Origin of the sequence: Halomonas sp. FeN2 (assembly GCF_020595105.1) — a bacterium.
Taxonomy (GTDB): domain Bacteria; phylum Pseudomonadota; class Gammaproteobacteria; order Pseudomonadales; family Halomonadaceae; genus Vreelandella; species Vreelandella neptunia.
In genome coordinates this window covers 270,090-290,762 of record NZ_CP074200.1, presented here as the reverse complement: position 1 = coordinate 290,762, position 20,673 = coordinate 270,090, and the positions used below count along the sequence as shown (strand labels likewise).

Here is a 20,673-nt window from a genome sequence, read left to right as displayed (position 1 = left end):
GTTAAGCGGTATGACGATGGAAGCGACGGACGGCCAATAGCAGGGGCACTACGATCCAAACCAGCATTGCCAGGGGCGGCCAGGCAGAATGGAACGCGCCTTGCTGTGCGATAGCCGCGATACCGCTTTCTAGCTGTGTGCTATCGAAGCCCGACAGGTTGATCAAGCGAAAACTGTCGGTGGGATTGAGCAGCATCAGGTAGGGGAGCCAATCGCCCCCCTGCTTGACGCCAACCAGTAGGGCCAGCAGTACTAGATCAAATACCAGCACGAACAGAAACCACCCCCCCAATGCCAGCCCGGCGGCTCGTGCCTTTTCGCTGACCGTTACGCTGATCAGGTAGGCAAAGGCCAAAAAAACCCAGCCCAAAAGCACACTGCTGGCGATCAAGCGAGCTAAGCCGACGCTTAGCTCGCTAAGCGGTACGCCTTCAGCGCCCAACGCGATAACCATACCTGCGATACCAAAACCGAGTAGCGTAGCGACGGCCAGAATCATCCCATGGCCGAAGAACTTACCAAACAGCAGCGCCGAACGACTTATAGGGTAGGTGAGTAGCAGTAGTAGCGTGCCGGCCTCCTGCTCACCGACAACGGCGTCGTAGGCGAGCATCAGCGCGATTAAGGGGATCAGAAAAACGGCTAGAGTTGATAAACTGACCAGGGTGGTGGCCAGTGAAGTAAAACCAAGACCGCCGCTCGCAGCGGCACCAAAGTAGGCAATACCCATTGCCAGAACGGCAAGGATCACGGTGATCGCCAGTACCCAGCGATTGCGCAGGCCATCCTGGAACTCTTTGGCGGCGACGATGAACATGGCCTTCATGCGCTGGCTCCTAGCGTCAGTGAGGCGGGGCGAGTAGAAAAATGCGTGTAGAGATGCTCAAGGGTGGGTGGTGATAACTCGATGTCGTCGATATTTGGCATGGTGGTTAATTGACGTAGTACCTGCATTTTATTTTCCGCGGGCACGTTGACCTCCACACAGCGCTCATTGATTGGGATAGGCTCAAGGGACATGGCTTTCCAGAGCTGAGACTGCATGGCCAGCAATGTGCCGTGGATACGAAACGTCAGCGGTAGCTGTGCTTCTTCACGCAGCTGTTTAAGGCTTCCCAGGGCCAGGCGTCGCCCTTTGCCCAGGATCAAGGCGCGGTCGATATAGGGTTCGATGCCCGGCAGTACATGGGAAGAGAGCAGCACGGTACAACCGTTGTCGCGTAGGGCTTTTACCGCTTGATAAAAATCGCGGGTGGCCGCGGGGTCAAGGCCGGTGGTGGGTTCATCCAGCAACAATAGCCGGGGAGACCCTAATAAAGCCTGGGCCAGGCCAAGGCGCTGGCGCATGCCCTTGGAGTAAGTTTTAACGCGACGGTCGGCGGCTTCGACCAGGCCCACACGCTCAAGCAGAACCGTTACCTGATGGCGGTCAGCGCGCTTTAAACGAGCGAAATAGGTGAGCACTTCACGCCCGGTGAGCTGTTCGTAGAAGGTGACGTTTTCAGGTAGATAGCCCAACTGACGCCGTAGGCGTTCGGCATGTGGCCCGTCAGGAGCGCTACCGAGGACGTCAACGTGGCCCGAGCTGGGCGCAATTAAGCCCAGTATGAGTTTCATGATGGTCGTCTTGCCCGCGCCATTATGCCCCAGCAGGGCGAGCATCTCGCCTTCTTTGATGGTGAGATCCATTTCAGCTAGTCGCACCAGCGCCCCGTGACGCTTGGTAACTCGCTGTAGTTCTATTACTGGGTTCATGGAGCATTTCCTTCTCGGCCGGGCTCGCTCATCAAGGGCGCGCTGTCTCTGACCCCCGGGGGACGAAACACCGGGAACTGACGTTGCACCCAGCGCAGTGCCAACACCGCAGGGCTTTGCATCAACAGGCGCGCGGAGGGGTGGCGCCAGAGAAGATGATCCATGGCGTCGTTGGGTTCATGGGCGGTGTCGCCGACACCGTTATCGTCAAGATCCCAGCCCAGGTAGTCGCTCCAGTAATTGCCCGACCAATCCTGCTCACGGGTGGCGACATACATGACTTGCTGCTTATTAGCGATGAAGGCGTTGCCCGCCATTTGGTTATCCTCTGAACCGGCGGTGAGGTGGATGCCGATGTCGCTGACTGCGAAACGATTATTCTCGATACGATTGAACTGCGAGTTGTAAACGAACAGTGCCTTGCCGTCGCCGCCCGCTAGACGCCCCTCGCCATCTGCCCCCAGGGGCTGGGTGACGCCTTCGACTCGGTTGCCGCTCAATAGGGAGTCGGTGATGTTGTTCATCAAAATGCCGTAGTTGTCGTCTGCTTCCGAACGGTTATCAACGACTTCCAGGCGTTTGGATTGCATCAGGGCGTAGCCGGTTCGGGTTCGTTGGGTCAGGTTGCCTTCAAGACGATTGTCGAAGGAGTACATGTAGTGCACGCCATAGCGCAGGTCATGCAGGGTGTTGTCGCGCAGCACGTTGTGGCGGCTGCTGTCGAGATAGATGCCGTCGCGAGTCTGCGCAACATCGTTGGATTCAATAATTGAGTCACTAACGTTATAAAGGTGAATGCCGTTGCCGCGATCCTGAGAGCGCAGTCGGGTATCGCCACGAATGGTATTGCCTATCACACTGACGTTATTGACAGCATCGAGCCAGATGCCGAAGCCAGGCCCGTTTAGCTGGTTATTGCGGATGGTACTACCGTGAGCGCTGGGCTCGACAAAAATAGCGGCCTCCAGTTTTGTCAGGTTATCCCCCCAGTCTTCAATGCGGACACCTTCAAATATAATGTCGGGAGCTGCCAGCACCACCGCATGGCCTTGGCCTCCTGCATCGAGGATGGCTTGCAACTCGCCCCTAATATGCAGCGTGCGGTCAATAACCACACGCCCGGGGTAGCGTCCTGCAGGCAGCAGCAATTGATCGCCGTCGGTCGTCTGTTCGATCAACGGCTGTAAAGGCTCACCAGGCGTGGCGAGCCAGTCGGCGGCATAAACCCCGCTAGGCAGCCAAAAAAGCCATAGCAGCGCCAGTAGGCAACCTAAATAGCCAGGGTGTCGTCTCATGGTGTTCTCCCGCAGCGGGCCGAAGGAATCGGCCCGCGTGTTGTCGTCAGGCGGGTTCGACTAGCATGCGACCAGTCATTTCCATATGCATCGCGTGGCAGAACCAGTTGCAGTAGTACCAGTGCACCCCGGCCTTGTCGGCGGTGAAGGTGACGCTAGCGGTCTGCTGGGGGCTGATCTCCATCTGCACACCGTGGTTGACCATGCAGAAGCCGTGGGTCAGATCCTCGACCTGGTCAAGGTTGGTGATGACCACGGTCACCTCATCGCCCTGTTTGACCTTGAATTCGGTCAGGCCAAATTGCGGTGCGATGGAGGTCATGTACACGCGTACTTTATTGCCATCGCGGATTACCTTGCTTTCGCCCTCCAGGTTGACGCCGTCTGCCTCGGCCATGGCCACGGTCTCGGCGAAGAAGGGGTCGTCTCGTGTCCATACTCGGCTTGGGTTGATCTGGTCGGCGCGTACCAGAATACAGTCGTGAGGCTCGGCATAAGTGGGGCCGTCATGCACCAGTTTCATTTCTTCCCCGGAGATGTCGATCAACTGATCGTTTTCGGGATGCAGAGGGCCTACCGGCAGGAAACGGTCTTTGGAAAACTTCGACAGCACTACCAGCCACTTGCCGTCGGCATCGCGGGATTCGGTGAGACTGGCGTGGTTATGCCCAGGCTGGTAGTGGACATCGAGCTTCTGACGCAGGTAGTTGACGTCTTCGCCATTGTAGTGGCGAATGGCATCCTCAATGTTCCACTTGGCTACCTGGCTATCGATGAACAGCGTGGTATAGGCGTTGCCCCGGCCATCGTAGGTGGTGTGAAGCGGGCCCAGGCCCAGTTCAGGTTCACCCACAATGGTATCGCGCGGTTCGATACTGTCGTCGAACAGCTCAGGCAACTTGTCGATGGCGATGATTGAGCAAGTGGGGGATAGCTTGCCGTTGGCGATGAAATATTTGCCATCCGGTGAGGTATTCACGCCATGGGGGTTCTTGGGGATCGGGATGTAACGTGTCAGTTGCGAGCCCTTGCGCCCATCCAGTACCGGTACGCTTGATTCACCCAGTGTCTTGTAGTTCCCGGCCGCCACGGCGGCTTCAATCGCTTCAACGTCGAATACCACAACCCAGTCGCGCTCGTTGCGCATGGTCTCGGTCAGAGTCATGCCCTTTTCTGAGTTGTAGCAGGTAGAGGCGACGAAACGCCCGGTGTAGTCGGCATCGGTGTTATCAAGGTTGCCATCGACGATCACCTGCCAGGCCACGTCCATGCTTTCGGCATCGAGAGCGTTGAACATAGTGAAGTAGTTGTCGGGGTTCTCCAGGTCGCGGCCGTCATTGATCTGGGGGATCGGCAGTTCGGCATTGGCGAAGACGTACTTGGTGTAAGGCACCTTCTGCAGGCGCAAACCGTGAATCGCCTGGACGTTGGGGATGGTGGTGACCTTGTCCGTCTTCATGATATCGAGACGAATGCGCGCAACGCGGGTGTTAGCCTTGTCGTTGATAAATAGGTACTTGCCGTCGTAGCTGCCGTCGGTCATGGAAATATGGGGGTGGTGGCAGTCACCGTTGAGAAAATGGCTCGACTCGCCGAGTATCCGCTTCGACTCGTTGCTGATCCCCCAGCCAGAGGCGCTATCCACGTTGAACACCGGGATGCGCATCAGTTCGCGCATTGAAGGAACACCGAGCACCCGAACCTCACCCGAGTGGCCGCCGCTCCAGAAGCCGTAGTAATCGTCGAGTTCGCCGGGCGCAACGTCGATACCGTTGGCGCCGGCGGCCTGAACTTGACGGCTATTGAGTAACGCACCTGCGCCAAAACCACTGGCCAGGCCCGCCCCGGCAACTCCGGTGACGGCGGTATTGCGCAAGAAATGGCGACGGCCGATATCCTGAATATGGTCTTTTTTATCGCTCATGCTTGATTCCCCTGAGATCAGTCTTGCTGGTGAAGAGGGATGCGTTGCCATGCGGCCTGTTTGCCGCTGGCGCCGGTATCCCGTTGGGTCTCAACGCTATTACCGCGCGATGACATATTGGCCGCCTTTTCATAGCGCTTGCGGCGCTTGACCATGGGCGGGCAACGCTGGTCGTCGTGGTAGGTCACTTGGCAGTCGAGACAGTAGTGGCACTCATTGGCATTGATGCGGCCGTCCGGGTGTATAGCGGCCACTTCGCATTCATTGGCACAGATTTGGCACGGGGTACCGCAGCTACCGCGGTGGCGCTTGAGCCAGTCGAACAGGCGTAAACGCGAAGGAATAGCCAACCCGGCACCTAAAGGGCACAGATAGCGGCAGTAGAATTTGTGGTTGAAGGCAGAAATCGCCACCAGTCCAAGAGCATAAATAACGAAGGCCCAGTCACGTTGGAAACGCAGGGTGATTGCGGTCTTGAACGGCTCCACTTCGGCGTAGCGTTCCGCGGTGCCAAGCGAATGTAGCGAGACTGCGAACAAGGCCAGCAGAATGATGTATTTAATCGCCCATAGGCGCTCATGGAGCCCGAAGGGCACCTCGATCTGCTTAACGTTTAGTTTGCGAGCGACCTGGTTGACTAGGTCTTGTAAAGCGCCGAATGGGCACAGCCAGCCGCAGAAAACTCCGCGGCCCCACAGCAGCAGGCTCACCGCCACGAACGACCAGAGAATAAATAGCATTGGGTCGATCAAAAATGAGGACCAGCTAAAACCGCTTATCAGCGAGTTGGTGAAGGTAAGGATATTGACGACTGATAGCTGGGCCAGCGAGTACCAGCCGATAAATACTAAGGTGTATATCTTGAAACCCAGACGCAGTGGGTTCAGTACACGCGGGTGGCGCGCCAGCACATCCTGGAACAGCATGATGCCAGTGAGCACCAATAATCCGGCGGATAGCACAGCGATCTGGAAAGCCTTGTCGCGCCAAACCTGTACCCAGATAGGCTCTTCCACCGGTGGCTCAGGCCGTTCTATATAGGCCTCGGGAACACTGTAGTCGGCGCTAAAGCGGCTGAACTCGGTATCCAAGGGGCCAGAAGCGCGGCGAACCAGTAATTCCAGCTGCCACGGTTGTCCGGGGTCGAAGCCCGCCTCTTCGCGGACGATGAAGATGTCTCGCTCGGCCAGTGTGGGCGCGCCTTCGAGGGCCAGATCACCCAGGCGGATGTGATCGCGATCATGAAAGCTGACCCGAGTGCTGCCCTGTGAAAGCTCGATGCGATCGAAGATGCCGCCGCGCACATACCCTGAACCCTTGAATGAGTAGTCACCACGCCCCATGACGGCAATAGCGTGCTCGCCATCCTTCAGCTCGACCATTAGTTGATCATAGCCAGTATCGCCGAGCAGGTTGCGGCCAGCGGTTGGTGGGTTGAGGTAGGTGTAAAACAGCTCGATAAAGGTTTTATCGGCGGGCTGTGGCGAGCGCAGGTAATCTTCGGCGGGCGTACCTATAAAGCTCGCATCGACCTCGCCATGGGTCAGTTGCAAACGGCGAATGGTGCCGTCGCCGGTCAGTTCATCCCAGTTGGCAGGGGCGAAAACGTCTTCTCGAACGCGTGCCGGTGGTGTCTGGGAGGGGTCGGCAATGAGCTGCTGTTCAGCGGCCACTTGCCTGGCGCTGCGCATGATGGTGTCGCTGACGACGATGACGGTCACCGTCGCACCAGAGATAGCGTCAAGATTGTCGCCGACCCTGAGCCTGTCATTGACGTGGGCCGATTCGTGCTCATCGGCGAAGCTATTTAGCTTCGATTCGGGAATGCCCACCAGCATGATCGGCTCTGAATGACTGAGGACGTCGGCCTGTACAATTTGCCCATCCAGATCAATCCCCACCAGTACATTGACCGGTTTGCCCGAGTAGGCGGGGATCGGAGCGACATCCTCACTCTCAAAAGCGTAGCCGCGCAATTCATCATCGCTGTCCAGTACACGGCTTACCGGCCACTGTGAATCCGCGGCTTCAAGACGCTCTGCCGTGGGAAACCCTTCGCGTACCTGCTCCAGTTCTATAGCTTGGGCGGGCAGTGTTACCGCTAGGAGCAACAGTAAGCTAATCCAGATGCCGGTTAGACGGCGCGGGCAAGCCACAGGGGACATCGTGGTTTCCTTTCGGGTCAAGAGCGTTATAGAACCGGTTCTAGCAAGTGATCGACGGCAGCTTTCACTTCGTCATCGCTCAAGCCCAATTGGCCTCCTTTCGGCGGCATTGCCTGAAAACCGTTAATCGCGTGGTCGTACAGGGTGTCCATGCCTTTTTCTAAGCGTGGCTCCCAGTGTTCGGCATTGCCGCGAATGGGAGCACCTGCAGCGCCCGTCATGTGGCAAGCCATGCAGGCTTGGTTATAGGTGGCTTCGCCATCGGCATGAGCGGTAACCGAAATAGAAGTAATAACGCCTAGCAGCAGTATGGACGCGAGGGTTTTCATTGAAGTATTCCTTATGCATCTTTTGAGTTGAAATTACCAATTCGGCAACGTGGCAAGGTGGTTTATTGAGGTATACGAGTTGCTGGGTACTGATTTCTCAGTACGAGAAAAGGTATGAAGTTCACTTTAAAGAAATAAGGGGGACTAATGTTGATCTGGATCATTTTTAGTCTCGCGTACCCCTACAGAGCATTAGCTTACCCCTTAGTGGGTAGGCGATGACGTCAGTCGTTATTGTGATTTCAACTCGAATTTCAGACGCTTGGCTATGCACCACGGCGCTAGGGGTGTGGCGATGTAGAAATGTTTTTACAGCGTGGATTATTTCAACATGTTCAAGTACTGGCGCAGCACTTCGGCATTGTTACGGCGCTCTTCCTTAGAGGCAAATACCAGAGTAACTCGCTCTTTCCTGGCACGTTGTGCAAGATCACGAAGAGACTCGCGATAAGAGGTTAACTCTTTGAGATAGCGACGGCGGAAGCCACTCCAGTCGAGTGAGCCATTATGAAACGCTTTGCGTAGTTTGCTGCTTGGGGCGACCTCCTTGCGCCATTCATCGATTTTGGCTTCCTCCTTGGACACCCCGCGCGGCCAGATACCGTCGACGAGGACACGATAACCATCTTTGCTTTGAGGTGAGTCATAGGCTCGCTTTAATTCAATATCCATCGCTATCTCGCAAGTAAATGAGTTTCCTTTAAAGCCTAGCTAGTGAGTCGGTTCCACTCTACTTGAATCCTAGTAAGCCCAGACAATAGCCATCAGCAAGCCCCATGCCAGCACCCCGGCGGCCATAACGGTGTAAGTAGCAGACATCGTTGTTACGTCATTCGCTGAGCGTTTACACAGAGCCTGCAGCCCGTGGTAGACCAAACTGCAAGAGATGCCCAGTGCCACCAGTACTACCAGCGCATTGAACACCAGGCTGGGGATCAGCAGGGCGATCGCTGCAGACCACAGTGGCAAAGGTGCCAGGGCTGCCAACAGATAAGCGTCGTGGTAGCTAATTGAGAGATCACGATCGCTATTGACCACCGCGTGAATTAGCCAGCCCATTACAAAGAAGGTGAGCAGCTCGGCCAGGAATAGAATGGTCGTGATGAAGCGCCACTGCCGATCGGCGAAGCCTGGAGCGAAGATATCTCCGTAGTGTGTACCGGCATAATAGAGCATCACGGGTGGCAACAATGACATGGGCAGCACGATGCACCAAGCCAGAGTGGCGATTGAAGGATGGCGTTGCTGGAGGTCTTTCCATCCCGCTAAATGGGTAAAGGGCAGTTGAATAATGGTTAGAGGGTTCATTGTCTAGCCTCGCAGTCAGTTGTGATCGTTGTGAGCTTAAAATATCATGTCGTGATATTATATTCAGAATTAAGGCTAGTTTGTATTTTGTCAAGTATGAAGCTTGATTCCCTCTGTTTTAAGAGTGTGCAACCCATATCAGCAGCAGTGGTACATGCCCGTGTGAAATCTGAGAAGTCATAGCATCAGCCTACCTCTAGAACGGCTATGTCCTGGTGAAAATCGCACAGAGTGGTTAGGTACTATTAAGAAACCCAGCCGCGTTCTGGCTCGAATTAATTCGTAATCTTAAATTTACCAAGGGTATCGCTCTTGCCAAAAATTGACCTGTGGCAATGTTGCTAGAGGGATTCTTCTGCTAATCTTAAAAATGTAAATAATATGCATCTTAATAAACGTATGCCTTTTGGCTTCCCAGCCGAAGGTCGGATCTGACTAGCAAGGGAGTATGGCTTATGGCTGATGGTCTCACTAAATCAGCGGCCCGCAATATTTTCTACGGTGGTTCGCTGTTCTTCTTCCTGCTCTTTGCCGCGCTAACGGCTCATAGTCATTGGTACATGGTCAATGTCTCCACGGACAGCGAAGGCCTCACGGATTCTGTTAAGCATGGCAAAGAAGTGTGGGAAAAAAACATGTGTATCAACTGCCATAGCATTATGGGAGAGGGTGCTTATTTCGCTCCTGAACTGGGTAACGTCTGGGAACGCTATGGAGGTCATGAAAATCCTGAGGCTGCCAGATCGGGTATTAATGCCTGGATCCGCGCCCAGCCATTGGGGATCGAGGGTCGTCGTCAAATGCCAGCGTATGACTTTAGCGAAGAGGATATGAACTCGCTAATCGACTTCCTCGAATGGACCGATGGCATCGACGATCAGGACTGGCCCCCACATCCCGCTGGCTAAAGCAAACAGCCGAAGGATGAATCAAGGAGAACCGTACAATGAAATATGAAACCCAGAAGGTTGCTTTACCCTTTTTTATGGTGGCCATGGCGCTATTTACGCTACAAATAGTCTTCGGACTGCTGGCCGCCACCGTCTATGCTTGGCCCAATTTTATGGCCGAAGTGATGCCCTTTCATATCATGCGTGTCAGCCATACCAATCTGTTGATTGTGTGGCTGTTGATCGGTTTTATGGGCTGTACCTACTATTTGATGCCAGAGGAAGCCGAGCGGGAAATTCATAGCCCCAATCTGGCGTATATCCAGCTGGCGATCTTTGCTTTTGCTGGCGCCGCTGCTCTGGTCGGCTACCAGTTCGGTATCCATGAAGGGCGCGAGTTTCTTGAGCAACCGTTCTGGGTGAAAATACTCATCACCATTTCTTTTCTAATGTTTCTTTTCAATACCAGCATGACGCTGCTCAAGGGCCGCAAGACCGCTATCAACCTGGTGTTAATGCTGGGGCTTTGGCTAGCGGCAGTATTTTGGTTATTCGCTTTCTACAACCCGACCAACCTGGCTGTAGATAAACTCTACTGGTGGTGGGTGGTGCACCTCTGGGTGGAAGGCGTATGGGAATTGATCATGGCTTCCTTGCTGGGTTACCTGCTGATCAAAATGACCGGTGTGGATCGCGAAGTGATCGAAAAATGGCTCTATATCATTGTTGGGTTGGCACTGTTCTCCGGCCTGCTGGGCACCGGGCACCACTACTACTGGATTGGCGCACCTGGCTACTGGCAGCCCATCGGCAGTATCTTCTCGACGCTTGAAGTGGCGCCTTTCTTCGCCATGGTGGTATTCGCCTTTACCATGTTCTGGAAGGGCAGTCGTAACCATCCTAATAAAGCGGCCATGCTATGGGCCTTAGGCTGCCCAACCATTGCCTTTTTCGGCGCTGGGGTGTGGGGCTTTATGCATACCCTTTCGTTCGTGAATTACTACAGCCATGGTACTCAGGTAACCGCCGCTCATGGCCATTTAGCTTTCTATGGTGCCTATGTGATGCTGATTCTTGGCGTGATTACCTACGCCATGCCGCAGATCCGCCGTGTGCAGCCTTATAACCAAGTGCTGAACATGTGGGGCTTCTGGATCGTCACCAGTGCTATGTGCTTCATGACGTTTACCCTGACCTTCGCCGGGGTCGTGCAGACTCACTTACAGCGTGTCTTGGGCATGAATTACATGGAAGTGCAGGATCAATTAGGCCTGTTCTACATCATGCGTTTGGGCGCTGGTGTGGCCGTGGCAGTGGGGGCGATCATGCTGCTCTACTCCTTCTTCGGGCCCGCCCGAGAGCAAGTGCCTGCTGGTGGCACACAAATTACCGCTGGGGCAGGCTCGGCCTGAACTTAACGGCCCTGCGGGGCCGTTTTTGCTTTCTTTATTTATTTTCCGGCAATGGAGTCTTGCCATGCCTCTTTCTTGTGTCGCTAATCCTATCGATGAGCGTGAAATACCTTTCTACGAGAACGTCGGCAACGAATGCGCTATGTTTGAGCACGCCTTTCGTCAACGTCTGCCGCTGTTACTTAAAGGCCCCACCGGGTGTGGTAAAACACGTTTTGTTAGCCATATGGCCGCGAAACTGGGCCGTCCACTATTCACCATTTCATGTCACGACGACCTGACTTCAGCCGACCTTACAGGCCGCTATCTATTGCAGGGCGGCGAGACCCGCTGGGTCGATGGCCCGCTTACTCGCGCAGTGCGCGAAGGAGGGATCTGCTATCTCGATGAGGTGGTGGAGGCGCGTAAAGATGTCACCGTGGTACTTCACCCGCTGACCGATGACCGCCGACTACTGCCGTTGGAACGTACCGGGGAACTGCTCGAAGCGCCGGATGACTTCATGCTTGTGGTGTCTTATAACCCTGGCTATCAGCATATTCTCAAATCGCTTAAACCGAGTACCCGCCAGCGCTTCCTGGCCATGTCATTTGATTTTCCACCACCCAAAGTCGAGCGCGATATTGTCGCGCGGGAGAGTGGTTTGTCCGGTGAGCAGTGCGCCGCGCTGGTCAATCTTGCCGCCAGTCTGCGGGCCATGAAGGGGCAGGATTTAGAAGAGGGTGTTTCTACTCGCCTGTTAGTTTACTGCGCTACCCTGATTGCTGCCGGGGTGCCCATTTTGGAAGCTGCCCGGGCTACTTTAGTGGAGCCGCTGAGTGATGACGCGGATGTTCAAGAAGGGCTGATGGAAGCCATTCACGCAACCTTTGGGTGAGGGCAGGGCATGCTTGATTTTCTTGAAGTCGAGGAGTTTGTAGGCCGCCATTGGCACCGATGGGCTTCCAGTGCGGCAAGCTACCCAGACCATCCCGAAGCCGCAGTGCGCCTTGAAACGCTGCGGCCCATGCTTGGCGTCTTTTTCCGCGCCGGAGGGGGCGAGGCGGGTATCGATGTTGCTGCTATTGCGGGGCGTAGTTCGTCGCATCGCTTATCCTTACGTCAAAGGCTTGGGCTTGATGAGGAGGTGCTCGATCAAGCACGCCGTGACGAAGAAAGCCTGTTGTTACCGCCACGCATTGCCTTGTTCGCCGAGGCTTCCTTGAACCGGGATCTCTACCTTTGGCTGGTAGCGTACCTGGCGGTGACCCGGCATGTGCACGTCGTCGAAGATCCGCTACAGCAAGACCTTCTCCAGCTGCGTGAAGTAAACCGGGCGACTCGGGCTGTATTGGCCCACTTCCCTGGGCTCGCTCAGCGCCACGCCAGGTTATGTCAGGCATTGCTGGCCATTCGCCCTCAGCGCAAGCGCTTGCCGCCGATGGAAGCAGCGCTTGAATCCGTTCTCTGTGCCCAGCTGGGAGAAACGCCGCCCAAGGCTGGCTGGGCCGAAGTGATGCATATCGCTATCCTCGACGAGACCCTGCCTTTGGACAAGTTTCATGCGCCGCGTGGATACCGGCCGCCACTGCCGGTGCCGCTATGGGGGCAAGCCGTTGCCCTGGGTACCCATAAACAAGCACGAACCGAGCAGGAAGATGATGAGGCGCCGGTTCCAGGGAAGAATTCGCCACAAGATGATCACGGTAAACGTAAGGCTGACCGGCGCGAGCAGGATCAGGCTGACCGCGATGACTCTTTAATGCTCAATGCATCCGAAAAGATGCTTTCCTGGGCCGAAATGGTCAATCTCAATCGCCATGTAGAGGATGAAGACGACGATGAGGCAAAACAGGCGGCCGATCAGATTGACGAAATTGTGCTCAGTGCTAACCGTAAGAAGGCGGCTTCCAAGTTAAAGCTTGATCTTGATCTGGCGCCCGGTGAGGTGAGTGGGGGAAGGCTGCGTGGGCGCCATACCTATCCGGAATGGAACCATCGTAAGCAAATCTATATGCCTGACCACTGTGTGGTACTCAGCGATGTGCAGAGCGAGGAGGGGGAGAACTGGCAGCCGGATGAAACGACAAAACGGCGCATTCGCCGAGTCCGACGCGAGTTTGAAGCACTTAGGCCGCGTCGTGAGACGCTACGTGGCCAGCTGGATGGCAGCGAGCTGGATATGGACGCCGTCATTCGCTCCCGCTGTGATCTGGCGGCGACCGGTGAAGCCAGCGACCGTCTCTATCAAGCTAGCCGTACCCAGGCGAGGGATTTGGCGGTTTCGATCCTGGTCGATGTATCCCTTTCCACTGAGGCCTGGCTGGAAGACCGGCGGGTGCTGGATGTGGCTAAAGAGGCGCTGCTGGTATTGGGGCACGGCCTTGCGGGGTGCGGCGATGACTATGCCATTCACAGCTTTACCTCCCACCGTCGTCACCGTGTTTGGGTCAATACGCTGAAAAGTTTCGATGAGCCAATGGGCGAGCGGGTGTCACGGCGAATCGCAGCGCTCAAACCAGGCCACTACACGCGTATGGGGCCTGCTATCCGGCATCTATCCCAAGAACTTGCCAAACGGCCCAATCGGCACCGGTTACTGCTACTGCTGACCGACGGCAAGCCTAACGATACGGACTATTATGAAGGGCGCTATGGCATTGAGGACACGCGTAGGGCAGTACTTGAAGCGCGGCGGGAAGAAGTGCGTGTGTTCGGGGTAACGATCGACCGGGAAGCGGGGCGCTATATTCCTCATCTGTTTGGGCGAGGTGGTTATGCCATTGTCCAGCGTCCGGAGCATCTCTCCTTGGCGCTGCCGAGTATCTACCGCCAGATTGTTGCTTCCTAAGGAGGTTGTCAATGTTGCGCTTGCGCCTAGTAGTGGCGATTAGTCTGTGGTCTTTGGTCGCTTTAGGTATAGTCGTGCCGCTGGTATGGCTTATCAATAACCGTGATTGGGGCGTGGCGCTGATGTTGCTGGTTCCCTTTATCGTTTATGGTTTGATGCGCCTGGGTCGGTTGCTGGAAGGCTGGGCAAATGCCGCGCAGCGGCCTTGAACTACTGATTCCGCACTTAGCTAAATCCAAACCTGTGAGGCTACCCCACTAAATGAAAGCGACCGGCCAGGTAGCCCGCGGCAATCAGCGTTAACGTTAATAGTGTCAGGGCAATGAAAACTCCCTTCCAGGCTGGGGTCGCAGCGCGCAAGTTTAAATAGACCATGAGCACACAGTGGGCTTTGAAACCGGTCGCCATCATTATCATGGCGGCTGACCAGAGGGGAAGCGCCTGCCAGTCGGTGGTTTGATCTAGCCGAGCGGAAACCATGGAAACCAGGGTTAGCGCCATTAATACGCCCCAAGTAATGATTAAACGTCGTGTACCGGGCAGTGCCCTCATTGTTTCCTCACAAAATTATCTCAGCAGATAAATTAGTGGATAAAGCAGGATCCAAATCAAGTCCACCATATGCCAGAAGGCTGCCGCCGTTTCTACGTTCTCGGTAGAAGTGCGCCAGCTCACTAGGCCTAGTAGCGCTAAGCCGAACACAACGTGAGCAAAATGGAAGGCGGTTAAACCATAGTAAAAACCAAAAAAAGCGTTCGTTTCTGGCGTTATTCCAGCAGCAAACTTATTTGTATACTCAAAAACCTTAATGACACAGAACAGTACGCCCAACAATATAGCGGCGCCTAACCACTGTCGGCTGCGCTGTATGCGCTGAGCGCTTATCGCCTCAACGGCAAAGGCTACAAATAGTCCGCTGGTCAAGAGCACCAGGGTATTGAGGCCGCCCAGCACCGGGTCAAGCTGATGTTGGGATTCATTGAATAGTGCAGGGTCAAGGGCGCGTTGACCGGCATAGAGCGCAAAGAAGGCGGTGAAAACCAGCATTTCGCTCAGTATCAATACCCACATCAGTGGATTGCCGGGTAGGGCTGAAAGCGGCCCCCAGCCGGGATTGGGCAGGTCGCGCCTCATTAATTCTCCACTCGGTAAGCGTTGTGCCGAGGTATCAGGGCTCACTGGTTTTCGTCAATATATTAAGTGCATTTTAAATGCATGTTAATTTTGGTGCAATATTTCTTTTATTTGACACGCGTCACTACCCAGCGCTACGGCAATGTTTAGCATCAGTGGCCTAGTGTTTGCCGATGATGCCTTTATCCTGGAGTGACTGCTATGTCATTGCTGTCTTTACCTTTTTCCATGCCCTCTTTGTCCATTTCCCCTCCTATAACGCCTAGCTATTTGATACGTCTCGTTGATCCACGGGTACCTTTTACAATTAAGCAACATATCGTCGAGCCTTTACTCAACCGTACTTTTGCTGTGCCGCTTGCAGAGGGGGAATTCGATGCTTTGGAAGGTCGGCGCATTAGTCTCACCATCGCCGATTTAGGTGTGACGCTAAGTCTGACGCTTGAATCACAGCGCTTGATATTATGTCGCGAGAAAGGCGAGGCAACCATTCGGGGAGGTTGGCGGGAATTCTTGTGCCTTGCCACGCGCCGCGAGGATCCCGACAGCCTGTTTTTCCAGCGTCGCTTAATCATTGAAGGGGATACAGAGCTGGGGTTGACGCTCAAGAATCTACTCGACGGTTGCGAGGAAGGCCTTGCACAAGGGCGTTTGGGGGAACTGTTGTTGGGACTGGAGCGCTTGGTACGTAAAGAGTGACCCAGGCTTCTGAAATGTTCACAAGCGGCCTCGGGAAATCCCGAGGCCGCCCATTATTAAGCTGCGTCGAGGGGGCGTGAAGGCCCAAAGTGCTCAAAGTGTCGGCGATCCTCGTCGACACCCAGTTCGGACAAAGCGCTGTTAATCGCTGTCATGAATCCTTGGGGGCCGACGAAGTAGCATCGCGCCTTAAGATCAGGCAGGTAGTGAGCTAATAAGCTGTGGTCGATACGACCAATATGTTCGGCTTCGTTGCCGCGCTCATGAATACGGACAGCCTTAAGACGTTGAGGGTACTCGCTCTTCAGTGCTTCTAATTCGCCTTTAAAGGCCTGGTGGTCGGCATCCAGGGCAGCGTGTAGATAGGTGACTTGCCGCCCAAGGGACAAGGCATGTCTAGCCATGGGAAGCAGGGGCGTTTGCCCAACGCCGCCGCTGGCAAGCAGCAGAGGCTCATCACCTTCAATCAGCGTTAGGTCACCTGCTGGCGGTAGCAGTTCCAAGGTGTCGCCGGGTTGTAAGACATCGTGGAAGTGACGGCTGACTTGGCCCTGTTCTTCGCGTTTGATCGAGATTCGATAGCTTTGACCATTTGGCGTGTCTGAGAGGCTGTAATGCCGATAAACCAGCTCGCCATTAATGGTTAGACGCACACCGATATACTGACCTGGCTCATGGTCAGCCACACGACCTCCATCCTCGGGCTCAAGGACAAAAGAGCGAATTAAAGCACTTTCCTGCTGGGTACTGGCAATCTTGAAACGGCGTGTGCCGCGCCATCCGCCCGGGCGCTGCTCAAACTCACGATAGCGCTGGTCTTCGAGGTCAATTAACAGGGCGGCAAGCTCGTTATATAGAGCGCCCCATGCATCGGCGATTTCCGGGGTGACAGCTTCACCCAGCACTTCGCCAATCGCTGCCAGCAGGCATTCGCCGACAATAGGGTACTGCTCGGGAAGAATGCCTAGCGAGACGTGTTTGCTGACCACAACATCCAGAGTAGCCCGCGCTTGAGCTGGATTACTGCGTAGTTGCACATAGGCCAACACGGCGTTGGCCAGGGCACGGGGCTGACCACCGCTTTGCTGATGAACCTCATTAAAGAGGGGCTTGACCTCTGGGTAACGGGTAAACATCAGCGGATAGAAGCGCTGTGTAATCGCATTCAGGTGTTCGGCCACGACGGGAGCTGTCGCGTTGATCAGCTTTTCCTGCTCATGTGTTAGCACGGGTAATACCTCAATCGTTAAGATTCATTACATATGCATCTTAACGTCAAAAACTATAAATACCAACCAGTAAGGAGCATTGTTAAGGAGAGGGGCTGCTAGCTATTTGAATAACAAGGCCTGAATATAATGCAAAAGCGCTTGGTATCGAGCGACGATGAAGCTTATCTGAGTCTATAAGATGCATTTTTGATACTTGTCATGGTTTTTGTAATTGGCCTGGCGCACAATGCAAATCCAAGTAATTCAGTGGGGTATTATGCTATGTCGACTATCACCTCCTCCCAACCTGCCTCCAAGCTCAAGCAGCTGCCGTTGTTACGGCTGGCTTTTCGGCCCTTTTTCCTGTTGGCAGCGCTGTTCAGTATTTTATCTCTACTGGTATGGCTGGGCTTTTGGCATGGCAATATTTTGCTGCGCCCTTATGGCGGCCTGGTGTTCTGGCATCAGCATGAAATGTTGTTTGGTTTTGCCGCAGCGGTGATCGGAGGGTTTTTGCTTACCGCTGTACGAAACTGGACAGGACTGCCGAGCTTAAGCGGCGGGCCACTATTGGGACTGGTGGTGTTATGGCTATTGGGTAGAGTGCTGATGGCTTTTCCCATGGATTTGCCAGGATGGCTGCTGCTGGCGGTTGACCTTGCATTTCTTCCCGTGGTCGCCATTGTTATGGCGCGACTGGTCATTACCGCAAAGCGGTGGCGCAACTTGATCTTTATACCTGTGCTGTTGCTATTTGCCACGGCTAACCTGGCGATGCACTTAGGGGTGATGCAGGGTGACGCCGAGCTGATCCGCCAAGCCGCCTACTTGGCCGTACTGTTGATCACACTGATGATGACCGTAGTGGGCGGGCGCGTGATTGCCATGTTCACTGCCAATCGCTTGGGCCGCACCAAACCTGAACCTATTGCTTTACTCGAAGGGGTGACGCTGGTGAGTACGGCTGGCGTAGTCGTGCTGCAGCTGGTCATCATGTTGGGGGTTGCCATTCCTGCTTTATTAATGGGGGGAGTGATGCTCTTAGCGGCGTTGGCCAATACTGTTCGCATGGTGCGTTGGGGTGGGTTGCATAGCTGGCGTGAACCTTTACTTTGGGGACTGCACGGCAGCTACGCCTGCATTCCGCTAGGTCTTGTCATGTGGGTCTTGGCACTCATGGGGCTGATGCGCGTTGAACTTGCTGTGCACGCCCTGACCATTGGCGGCATGGGCACCATGATGCTGGCCATGATGGCCAGAGTTTCGCTAGGTCATACGGGCCGCCCCATACGCACTTTGCCCGGTATTGGTGTGGCGCTGGGCTTAATGCTAATAGCCGCCTTGGTGCGCTCACCCGTCTTGGCGTTATTTCCCCAGATCACCCACTGGACCTATACGCTGAGCATCATCTTCTGGTGCGTGGCCTACGCAATATTCGTAGTGCACTACACTTGGCCGTTGATGCAGGCGCGAGTCGACGGTCAGGATGGCTGAACGAATAATAGATGGCGCCTGCATCCGTCTGGATGCAGGCGTATTAAAACCATTGAGGTATTTAAACGCTCATTAGCGATCAGCCAGGGTGACCCGGGCACCGCCAAAGGCAAGACTGCGTGGGTTAGCCACTGGACGGTTGTTGGTGAGGTGGGTAATGCCTACTCCGCAACGGCCCACCATCCAGATCAGGCAGGCTGTAAAATAGAGGTAACCCAGAGCCCAGGGAGCTACGGCGGGTAGCCCGAGCCAGCCCAGTAGATGCCAAATTCCCGTGAACAACACCCCGCCTAAAAGCCCTACCCAAAACGTTCTAATTTGAAACTGCAAATGGGAAGCGACCCACTCCTCGGCATCGTTTCTCTTCATGTGGGCAATGAGTACCCCTATGGGGGCGGTGACCACCGCTAACACGCTACCCAGAAAGAGCATATAGACAACGATAGCCGTGCCACGCCCGCGGCTTTTCTTAAACGTATTAGAGGAAGTCGACGTTGAAGTGGCCTCTTGAGAAGCGGAGGGCATGGAGGATGGGGAGATAGCCATAGAGAACCTCATTCGGCAAAGTGGGAATCATTAATAGCGCGTTAAAATGCATTTTTAATGCATTTATTGTAGAGCAACTATGCAGAATTTACTTAGCTGAAATTAATAGGGTTGTTTCTAGTGATCGTTAGACATTGACGGTGGGGATACGCATTAGTCCTGCCAACTGCGGGTAACGATTGGACAACACATCTGCCAGAGTATAGCGGTCAAGCACCTCCAGAAACGCTGACAAGGCTTCGTTTAGAATGGGCTGGAGCCGACACGAGGGAGTAATGATGCAGTTGTTATCGCTATGAAAGCACTCGACTAGCTCCATGCCATGTTCCATTTCGCGCACTAGTTTACCTAGCACGATAGTAGCGGGGTCTCGCGTGAGCAATAGGCCACCGTTCTTGCCCCGAATAGCGGTAACGTAGTTCTTCTGGCTAAGCTCCTGAACGACTTTCATCAGGTGATTGCGAGAAATATCAAAGGTCTCTGCGATCTCATTGATAGTAGAACGCTCTTCGCCTTTCACGGCGAGGAAGATCAGCACGCGTATTGAATAATCGGTGAATCGAGTGAGATGCATGGAGTGCGCTTTGCTCCGAGAGTAATCCAACTGTAAAAGAAACATGTTGTATGAACGTTCAGTAAGTTGCAATCAGAACATGGGGGTACCAATACTGGCCTAGGTCAAGAAGGAAAGCGTTAGTGCCTTAGCTCGAGCTGGTCAAAGTGCGGTTTCAAACGGCTTACCAGCGCATTCATCTGAGCTGTAGATGGAGTATTGGCAACTGGCTGAGAATAGGTAGGGTCGAAGCATTGCTCGCTGCGGGCCACCTGCAGCGCATAGTGGCGTACCCCACAGTCGGCAAGACTCAGTGCCAGGCGTTCCACATCGGCAAGCTGAAAATCTTTCCAGTGAATGGTGGTACGGCACTCGAAGTTGAGTCCGCTGTCGAGCAAAGCCTCCAAGCTACGGGCATGCAACTGCCAGATGCCGGGACGGCCGCAGATGCGGTCAAACGCTTTTCCGCGTCCTTTTACATCCAGCCCCACCCAGTCGAGATGCGGTAATAGCTGGGTGAGGCGGTCAGGATAAGGGCCGGCGGTATGTAGTCCCACCTCAAAGCCCAATGCTTTCACTTCCTTTACTGCATCGTACAAATCGGCATTCAGGGTGGGCTCACCACCGCTGAAAACCACCGCCTCCAGCAGGCCTTGCCGGGTGCTCAGGAATTCCAGTATCGCTTGCCACTCCTGGGGTTCACCTCGGCGCGGCGGGATCATGTTGGGATTGTGGCAGTAGCCGCAGCGTAGCGGGCAGCCTTGGAGAAAGACAACGCACGCCAGATGATTGGGATAATCCAGGGTGGTCATGGGCACAAGGCCGGCAATCGGCAGCCGAATCGAAGATAATTTAGTTGTGATGTCGTCAAGTGTCGTCTGCATAGCCATAGTGATATCCCTCTGCTGGGGCGCCTGTCGCCAGACCCCCCAGCCGTCGTTAGAGAAAAGTGAAGGCTAGCTACCGAGAGGCGGCGGCTTCAGTAAAATGGCGTCGCTCCTGGTGTTCGGCACGTTTGCCGATATTGAACTGACTTACCGGGCGGTGGTAACCCATGACGCGGGTCCAGACTTCGCAGCGCTGGCGCTGCTCAGTGGGCAAGCTAGCATATTGAGAGGTTTGCATTAG

Annotated in this window: 22 protein-coding genes; 7 read left to right on the top strand and 15 right to left on the bottom strand. The window is 54.7% G+C overall.

Annotation, left to right across the window (positions count from 1 at the left end; genetic code table 11):
- Position 1 precedes the first annotated feature (1 nt).
- The 8 genes from KF947_RS01365 to KF947_RS01330 all read right to left on the bottom strand — a co-directional run bounded on the left by KF947_RS01365 (position 2) and on the right by KF947_RS01330 (position 8,776).
- The gene (locus tag KF947_RS01365) at positions 2 to 826 is read right to left on the bottom strand and encodes an ABC transporter permease (protein ID WP_227405246.1); all 825 of its coding nucleotides are present in this window, start codon (positions 824 to 826) and stop codon (positions 2 to 4) included.
- On the bottom strand, positions 823 to 1,755 hold the full coding sequence (locus tag KF947_RS01360; protein ID WP_088701541.1) for an ABC transporter ATP-binding protein: 933 nt from the start codon (positions 1,753 to 1,755) through the stop codon (positions 823 to 825). Before KF947_RS01360 ends, KF947_RS01365 begins: the two co-directional genes overlap by 4 nt.
- Positions 1,752 to 3,050 carry a nitrous oxide reductase family maturation protein NosD gene (locus KF947_RS01355; RefSeq protein WP_227405245.1) on the bottom strand — a complete coding sequence of 433 codons (1,299 nt, stop codon included), beginning with the start codon at positions 3,048 to 3,050 and terminating at the stop codon, positions 1,752 to 1,754. The genes KF947_RS01360 and KF947_RS01355 overlap by 4 nt, the downstream gene beginning before the upstream one ends.
- Before the next feature lie 46 nt (positions 3,051 to 3,096).
- Positions 3,097 to 4,974: a TAT-dependent nitrous-oxide reductase gene (gene nosZ, locus KF947_RS01350; RefSeq protein ID WP_133732437.1), complete on the bottom strand. Its 1,878-nt coding sequence runs from the start codon at positions 4,972 to 4,974 to the stop codon at positions 3,097 to 3,099.
- A 17-nt stretch (positions 4,975 to 4,991) separates the two neighbouring features.
- A complete protein-coding gene (nosR, locus tag KF947_RS01345; RefSeq protein WP_227405244.1) occupies positions 4,992 to 7,139 on the bottom strand; it encodes a transcriptional regulator NosR in 2,148 nt (715 codons plus the stop codon).
- A 26-nt stretch (positions 7,140 to 7,165) separates the two neighbouring features.
- Entirely contained in the window at positions 7,166 to 7,468 is a 303-nt protein-coding gene (locus KF947_RS01340) for a c-type cytochrome (RefSeq protein WP_088701537.1), read from the bottom strand.
- Between the two features lie 321 nt (positions 7,469 to 7,789).
- Positions 7,790 to 8,140, bottom strand: coding sequence for a DUF488 domain-containing protein (locus tag KF947_RS01335; RefSeq protein WP_227405243.1), 351 nt, complete (start codon positions 8,138 to 8,140; stop codon positions 7,790 to 7,792).
- A 69-nt stretch (positions 8,141 to 8,209) separates the two neighbouring features.
- Positions 8,210 to 8,776: a YIP1 family protein gene (locus KF947_RS01330; RefSeq protein ID WP_088701535.1), complete on the bottom strand. Its 567-nt coding sequence runs from the start codon at positions 8,774 to 8,776 to the stop codon at positions 8,210 to 8,212.
- Positions 8,777 to 9,231: 455 nt separating this feature from the next.
- On the opposite strand from KF947_RS01330, the gene KF947_RS01325 reads away from it, so the two are divergent.
- From KF947_RS01325 to KF947_RS01305, 5 genes are all read left to right on the top strand, one after another.
- Complete coding sequence (locus KF947_RS01325; protein ID WP_088701534.1) at positions 9,232 to 9,684, top strand: c-type cytochrome; 453 nt, start codon at positions 9,232 to 9,234, stop codon at positions 9,682 to 9,684.
- 38 nt (positions 9,685 to 9,722) lie between these two features.
- Positions 9,723 to 11,078 carry a cbb3-type cytochrome c oxidase subunit I gene (locus tag KF947_RS01320; protein ID WP_088701533.1) on the top strand — a complete coding sequence of 452 codons (1,356 nt, stop codon included), beginning with the start codon at positions 9,723 to 9,725 and terminating at the stop codon, positions 11,076 to 11,078.
- 64 nt (positions 11,079 to 11,142) lie between these two features.
- On the top strand, positions 11,143 to 11,955 hold the full coding sequence (locus KF947_RS01315; RefSeq protein ID WP_227405242.1) for a CbbQ/NirQ/NorQ/GpvN family protein: 813 nt from the start codon (positions 11,143 to 11,145) through the stop codon (positions 11,953 to 11,955).
- A 9-nt stretch (positions 11,956 to 11,964) separates the two neighbouring features.
- Entirely contained in the window at positions 11,965 to 13,908 is a 1,944-nt protein-coding gene (locus KF947_RS01310) for a nitric oxide reductase activation protein NorD (RefSeq protein ID WP_227405241.1), read from the top strand.
- A gap of 11 nt (positions 13,909 to 13,919) precedes the next feature.
- Positions 13,920 to 14,117, top strand: a complete 198-nt coding sequence (locus KF947_RS01305) for a hypothetical protein (protein WP_088701530.1) — start codon at positions 13,920 to 13,922, stop codon at positions 14,115 to 14,117.
- Positions 14,118 to 14,157: 40 nt separating this feature from the next.
- On the opposite strand, the gene KF947_RS01300 is transcribed toward KF947_RS01305, so the two are convergent.
- Together KF947_RS01300 and KF947_RS01295 are read right to left on the bottom strand one after the other, a co-directional pair.
- A complete protein-coding gene (locus KF947_RS01300; protein ID WP_088701529.1) occupies positions 14,158 to 14,460 on the bottom strand; it encodes a cytochrome C oxidase subunit IV family protein in 303 nt (100 codons plus the stop codon).
- A gap of 15 nt (positions 14,461 to 14,475) precedes the next feature.
- The gene (locus KF947_RS01295) at positions 14,476 to 15,042 is read right to left on the bottom strand and encodes a cytochrome c oxidase subunit 3 family protein (protein ID WP_088701528.1); all 567 of its coding nucleotides are present in this window, start codon (positions 15,040 to 15,042) and stop codon (positions 14,476 to 14,478) included.
- 201 nt (positions 15,043 to 15,243) lie between these two features.
- Here KF947_RS01295 and ubiT point away from each other — a divergent pair, with 201 nt between their 5' ends.
- Entirely contained in the window at positions 15,244 to 15,741 is a 498-nt protein-coding gene (ubiT, locus tag KF947_RS01290) for a ubiquinone anaerobic biosynthesis accessory factor UbiT (protein WP_088701527.1), read from the top strand.
- Between the two features lie 56 nt (positions 15,742 to 15,797).
- Here the strand turns inward: ubiT and hmpA are convergent, their stop codons facing one another.
- Positions 15,798 to 16,970: an NO-inducible flavohemoprotein gene (hmpA, locus tag KF947_RS01285; protein ID WP_088701526.1), complete on the bottom strand. Its 1,173-nt coding sequence runs from the start codon at positions 16,968 to 16,970 to the stop codon at positions 15,798 to 15,800.
- 264 nt (positions 16,971 to 17,234) lie between these two features.
- On the opposite strand from hmpA, the gene KF947_RS01280 reads away from it, so the two are divergent.
- Positions 17,235 to 18,446 carry an NnrS family protein gene (locus KF947_RS01280; protein ID WP_227405240.1) on the top strand — a complete coding sequence of 404 codons (1,212 nt, stop codon included), beginning with the start codon at positions 17,235 to 17,237 and terminating at the stop codon, positions 18,444 to 18,446.
- A gap of 72 nt (positions 18,447 to 18,518) precedes the next feature.
- On the opposite strand, the gene KF947_RS01275 is transcribed toward KF947_RS01280, so the two are convergent.
- From KF947_RS01275 to nrdD, 4 genes are all read right to left on the bottom strand, one after another.
- Positions 18,519 to 18,992, bottom strand: coding sequence for a DUF4870 family protein (locus KF947_RS01275; protein ID WP_227405239.1), 474 nt, complete (start codon positions 18,990 to 18,992; stop codon positions 18,519 to 18,521).
- Between the two features lie 127 nt (positions 18,993 to 19,119).
- Positions 19,120 to 19,566, bottom strand: a complete 447-nt coding sequence (locus KF947_RS01270) for an Rrf2 family transcriptional regulator (protein WP_022523538.1) — start codon at positions 19,564 to 19,566, stop codon at positions 19,120 to 19,122.
- Positions 19,567 to 19,685: 119 nt separating this feature from the next.
- Positions 19,686 to 20,435: an anaerobic ribonucleoside-triphosphate reductase activating protein gene (locus KF947_RS01265; RefSeq protein ID WP_227405238.1), complete on the bottom strand. Its 750-nt coding sequence runs from the start codon at positions 20,433 to 20,435 to the stop codon at positions 19,686 to 19,688.
- 70 nt (positions 20,436 to 20,505) lie between these two features.
- Positions 20,506 to 20,670, bottom strand: a complete 165-nt coding sequence (nrdD, locus tag KF947_RS22100; RefSeq protein WP_027959384.1) for an anaerobic ribonucleoside-triphosphate reductase — start codon at positions 20,668 to 20,670, stop codon at positions 20,506 to 20,508.
- Positions 20,671 to 20,673: the final 3 nt, after the last annotated feature.